Origin of the sequence: Persicitalea sp. (genome assembly GCF_041751555.1) — a bacterium.
Lineage (GTDB): Bacteria > Bacteroidota > Bacteroidia > Cytophagales > Spirosomataceae > Persicitalea.
Window position 1 is genome coordinate 1 of the sequence record NZ_JBGSXF010000259.1, and the last position, 5341, is coordinate 5341.

At 53.4% G+C, this 5341-nt stretch carries 3 protein-coding genes; 2 read left to right on the forward strand and 1 reads right to left on the reverse strand.

What is annotated here, in order from left to right; genetic code table 11:
* Positions 1 to 272 precede the first annotated feature (272 nt).
* Positions 273 to 1481 carry a TCR/Tet family MFS transporter gene (locus ACEW8P_RS09175; protein WP_373512786.1) on the reverse strand — a complete coding sequence of 403 codons (1209 nt, stop codon included), beginning with the start codon at positions 1479 to 1481 and terminating at the stop codon, positions 273 to 275.
* Positions 1482 to 1951: 470 nt separating this feature from the next.
* Here ACEW8P_RS09175 and ACEW8P_RS09180 point away from each other — a divergent pair, with 470 nt between their 5' ends.
* Both ACEW8P_RS09180 and ACEW8P_RS09185 read left to right on the forward strand, forming a co-directional pair.
* Entirely contained in the window at positions 1952 to 2335 is a 384-nt protein-coding gene (locus ACEW8P_RS09180; protein WP_373512787.1) for a hypothetical protein, read from the forward strand.
* Positions 2336 to 2920: 585 nt separating this feature from the next.
* Positions 2921 to 5341: beta strand repeat-containing protein (locus ACEW8P_RS09185; RefSeq protein ID WP_373512788.1), on the forward strand; the 2421-nt coding region annotated here is incomplete at its 3' end.

Consider the following 5341-nt stretch of genomic DNA (forward strand, 5'->3'; position numbering starts at 1 on the left):
AGGGTAATACTGATACCGATAAGCCCCACGGCCCAACCGGAGTTTTCTCTAATCTTGTTAATTACTGACATGGTACATTTTCAAATTTGACCCGCAAAATAAAATCTTTTCTTGGTGGTATGCAAGGATTGGGCCGGAAAGGAGTAGCAGAGGCACAAAGTTCCATAGTTCCAAAGGCACAAAGTGGAAGGGACTCTTCACGCGCAGAGTCTCCCATCCTCCGAGTGGTGCACCAGCCCAACACTTTGTGGCTTTGCCCCTTTGTGCCTTCTTCAAACTACCTTAAAACTCCTCCACGCCAGAATAGTACTAATTAACGCCAACACAGCGGCGAGTAGCATGGGAGCACCGGGGAAATAGAAGGAAGTATCATGGCGAGTGAAGTAGGCGAAGAGGCCGGTCATAAGCGGCGGGCCGATGATGGCGGTGACGCTTTGCAAACTGGTGAGTCCGCCCTGGAGTTCGCCCTGCTCGTTGGGTGGTACTTGGGTAGAAATCAAACCCTGAATGGCGGGGCCGGCGATACCGCCCAGAATATAGGGAACCATGAAGGCATACATCATCCAGCCCTGGGAAGCAAAGGCGAAGAGCGTCAGGCCGATGGAACTAAACAGCAGGCCGATATAGACACTCCGCTCGCCGCCTAGTTTGGGAATGATGACGCGGATCAGTCCGCCCTGCACGATGGCGCTGAGCAATCCTACCGCCCCCAGCGAGTAGCCGATCTGGGCTTCGTTCCATTCAAATTTCTCCATCGTGTAATACGACCAAACGCCCTGCACCGCGTGTGAGGCGACATAAAGTAGGATCAGCGACACGATCAGACCCGAAATAACCGGAAACTTGCGCAGATGCCGCAGCGCTCCCGCCGGATTGGCCCGTTTCCAACTGAACGTGCGGCGGTTTTCGGGCTTGAGCGACTCGGGCAGGACAAAGTAGCCGTACAGCCAGTTGACCATTGAAAGTACCGCTGCCGCCAGAAACGGTACCCGCGAGCCGTACTGCCCCAGCAGACCGCCAATGACCGGACCTATAATGAAGCCCAACCCAAAAGCCGCACCGATCAGCCCGAAGTTCTGGGCGCGGTTTTCGGGCGTACTCACGTCGGCGATGTAGGCTGCGCCCGTGGTGAAACTACCCCCCAGAAAGCCCGCAATGATGCGCCCCACAAACAGCCACGCAATAGTGGGGGCAAAAGCCAGAAAGATATAATCCATCCCAAAACCGAACAGCGACGCCAGCAGAATGGGCCGCCGCCCGTATTGGTCGCTCAGGCCACCGATGACCGGGGCACTCAGAAACTGCACGAAGGCATAGGTGAACAGCAGCCACCCGCCGTAGCGCGCGGCTTGACTCAAAGTACCGCCGATCAGTTCGGTGATGAGGGTGGGAAGCACCGGAATAATGATGCCGATGCCCGTGATGTCGATGAGTAAGGTGACGAAGATAAAGCCGAGAGCGGCGGGGCGTTTGGAAGCCATGTTTTGGAAAAATTTCCCAAAAGTACGGTTTATTCTCGTGCAGGTAGATGGGAAGTGTCAGCCATGCCGGGGTTTTTGTTAATGCCTGTTTGTACCATGACCCCCCAAATCGTGCAACGAAGCGCTTCTGGCTACTGTTTAGGGAAGTTATTTCGTGAGAACTTCACCAAGATTCATCCCGAGTACATAAGCCTTCAATCGGGCATAACAATCCCTATTGAGAAGGCTGCATAAGGTGGCCATTTTCACGCCTTTCGTTTTTCAAAAATCCTTCCTTACTGACCGAAAGTACTGCTTCCTGCCTTCCTGCAACAATAGACCACATCGGTGCAATATTGTACCACACCTTTGATAAAATGAGCTAAGTCCGGTCAAACGCAACCCGCGACCTTTGTAATGTTCGCTGCTGACCAAAGCAAGGACACTTTCAAACACTCATTTTTATCATAAACCTTTTAAATATCAAGATCATGAACAATTTCAAAACTTCCGCTCTCGCCCTTGCTTTCGCCCTTTTGTCCGCCGCTTCATTGCAGGCACAAGACACTAGCAAGACGTTCGACACCAGCCTCTACCGGGTGCAGCAGTCGATGACCATGCGCCTGAGCATGGAAAAGAATCAGGGAGAAAGGGTAAGCATCCGCCTGATTAACCAGGACGGCAAAGAGCTGCACCGCGAGTCGGTGGGCCGCAACATTCAAAAGTACGCCTGCAACTTCGACCTTTCGAAGGTCAAGGACGGCGACTACACTATCGAGATCGCCAACGGCTCCGAGGTGCAGCGCAAGTCCATCAACCTGAGCAGTGCCGAGGTGGTAAAGGAACCCACCCGCACGCTCGTTGCCCTGAACTAAGATTGTTTTATGGTAATGATCCTCATCCCAATGGATTAGGTCAATAGGAACAAATCCCCCATCCAATTGGGCGGGGGATTTTTATTTGCCTGGTTTTCGTGACTGGGCATCTGGCAGACCTAAGATTGAAGGGGAAGCCAGGACTCTGGTTCCAGAATACGACCAAAATCTATTGCTCAAAATTTCCTTCGGTAAATAAAACGCTACGTTCGGACAGTTTTCGCCTACGTTCGTCCTAGATCGGTTGGTCGGGGAGGGGCAATTACTTTCATTGCCTCTTCTCGATACTTTCATTTTTTCAACTCAAACTTTTACTAATCCTGAAAAAACTAGTACGGCCACTCGCTCACCAGAATGCCGGACGCAGACCGCGAATTGGCTTTTTTCTGATTCCCGGCGGCGGGGGGACGATCGGGAACCGAATCAGCGAAATTTTCCCGAAAAACGCTCTTTTGACACAATAGCAGAAGAAATGACACAATACACGAAGTTTTTGACACAATAGCAGAAGTCTTTATGGGCTTAGCTGCGGTACTTGCCGCAGTCGATTTTAACTTTTCTTTTCACCATTTATCAATCACTCTTATGAAAAAGCAGTACACCCAAAACCCAACCCGCCCACAGCTTTCTTTCCAGATCAGAAAGCTGTTGCTGGCCGCACTATTCGTATGCGGGGCCTTCTCCCTCCACGCCCAAACTACCTGGATGGGTACCACCAGCGCCGACTGGGCCACGGCCAGCAACTGGTCAGCGGGGGTACCCGATGCGACCGATGATGTGACGATTCCCAACGTAACTCCCTTGCCCTCGCCCGTTCTTAGCACTATCGCCGTCGCCAAGTCAGTCGGGGTGCAAAGCGGGGCTTCGCTATCGATTACTGGCACGGGAAGCCTGACCATTGCCGACGCGCTTGGAGCAGGACTATCCAACAATGGTACAGTTCTCAACGAAGGTAGCCTGAATGTTTCTATAGCTGGCGCTGGAACGGTGGATTTTGGCATTGCCAATGGCGGCACATTCACTAACTCGGCCACGGGTAGTATTGAGGTTAACCAGTCCAGCGACATTCAGATAAGCAACAGTAGCGGGGGCATGTTTACCAATTCGGGACAGATTACAGTAGGCAATCTTGTCCCAGCCAACTTCGGTATTGGCAACGAAGGGACGTTCAATCATCTGGCAGGAACCATTACGGTGGAGCGTGCCAACAACAGCGGGATTAATAATGGGGGTACGTTTAACAATTCGGCCACGATCAACATCAAAACTGTTACGAGTGGTGGCCCCGGTCGAGGCATCCAAAATCGGTTCGTTTTCAAAAATGATGCCGGAGGAAATATCAATATTGATCGTTCTCTTCAGGGAATTTTTAACCAAGGCACGTTCACCAATTCGGCCAGCATTATTCTGGGGGCAAATATCGCTGTAATCACCTCTATTGCTAATAATGGCACATTCAACAACTCGGCCTGCGAATCGCTCATCAATTCTGTCTCAAACAGTAGGATTACCAGTTCGGGCGGCGGGAATAATTTTAGCAACACGGGAACGATTTTTGAAAACGCCAGCGGCAACAGCAACATCACCAGCAATACGGGGCTAGTGCGGAATTTAAATGGGGGGACATTTACCATCATCAACAACACAGGTACCCTTACTACCGACGCGGGACCAGCCCTGCTCGCCACGTTTTCAGCCAGCATCGTGAGCAACAACAGCGCCATCTGCGCGGGTACCGATGCCACCTTCACCGTCAGCGGCACCAGTGGAGCCACGCTGACTTACACGATTACCGGAGAGGTGGGCAACCAGACCCTAATCCTGGATGGCAGCAACCGGATCATCACGGCCAGCAACGCGAACACCAACGTTACCCTCACGCTGGTAAGCGTGGGGAAGAATACCTGTGCAGTGGATCTCACAGATGTTTCCACAATCACGGTCAATGCCCTGCCCACGGCTGCGGTTAGCGGCGGCGGCTCTGTTTGTGAGGGCGAAACGTTGCCTGACGTGAGCATCGCCCTGACAGGGACAACTCCCTTCACTTTCACCTATAACGATGGCACTACGCCCACCACCGTAACGGGTACCTCCACGAATCCTTACATAATCTCCGGTGCCTCAGCGGGTACCTACACGGTCACCGCCCTGAACGACGCCAACTGTGCGGGTACCTCCCTGACCGGAAGCGCTACTGTGGCGGTTAATCCGCTGCCAACGGCCAGCATTACCAACAACAACGGCCCAATCTGTGCAGGAAACGATGTGACCTTCATGGTTAACGGTACCAGCGGAGCCACGCTTACCTACCTCATCACCGGACAGGCAGGCAACCAGATGCTCGCTCTGAATGGAACCAATCAGTCCATTATAGTCAGCATTGCTATGGCTAATGCCACGCTGACATTGGTGAGCGTAGCCATTGGTAACTGCTCACAGAATCTGACGGGCAGTTCCACCGTGACGGTCAATGCGTTGCCCATCGTAATGCCCGGCCCCGACCAGTCGGTTATCTTCGGCTTCGGCAGCAACTGCACCGACATCTCGGTCATGGCCACAGGTGCGCCAACGCTTGGCTATTCGTGGGACAACGACGCGGGAAACACCGCCACGGTAAACGTTTGCCCGGAGGAGACCACGACTTACACCGTAACGGTCACCGACGGCAATACCTGTCAGGCGCAGGCCCAGGTGATTGTGAACGTACAAGACGTGCGCTGCGGCAACAAGAATCAGAACGTAACGATCTGCTACTACGGCGTGACGCAGTGCGTGTCGGAGAAAATCGCCAAAAGGTACCTGAAACTGGGGGCGACCATCGGCGGCTGCGGTACCGGGAATGCCCGGCTCGGTGTGGTGGAGAGTAGCGAAGAACCTCTTCAACTCTCGCTGAAAGCCTATCCCAACCCGGTGCAGGACTTGGTCACGGTGGAGGTACTTGCCCTCACCGCCGGGCGGGGTACTTTCGAGGTGATCGACCTGACGGGCCGGGTGCGGCAGTCGCGC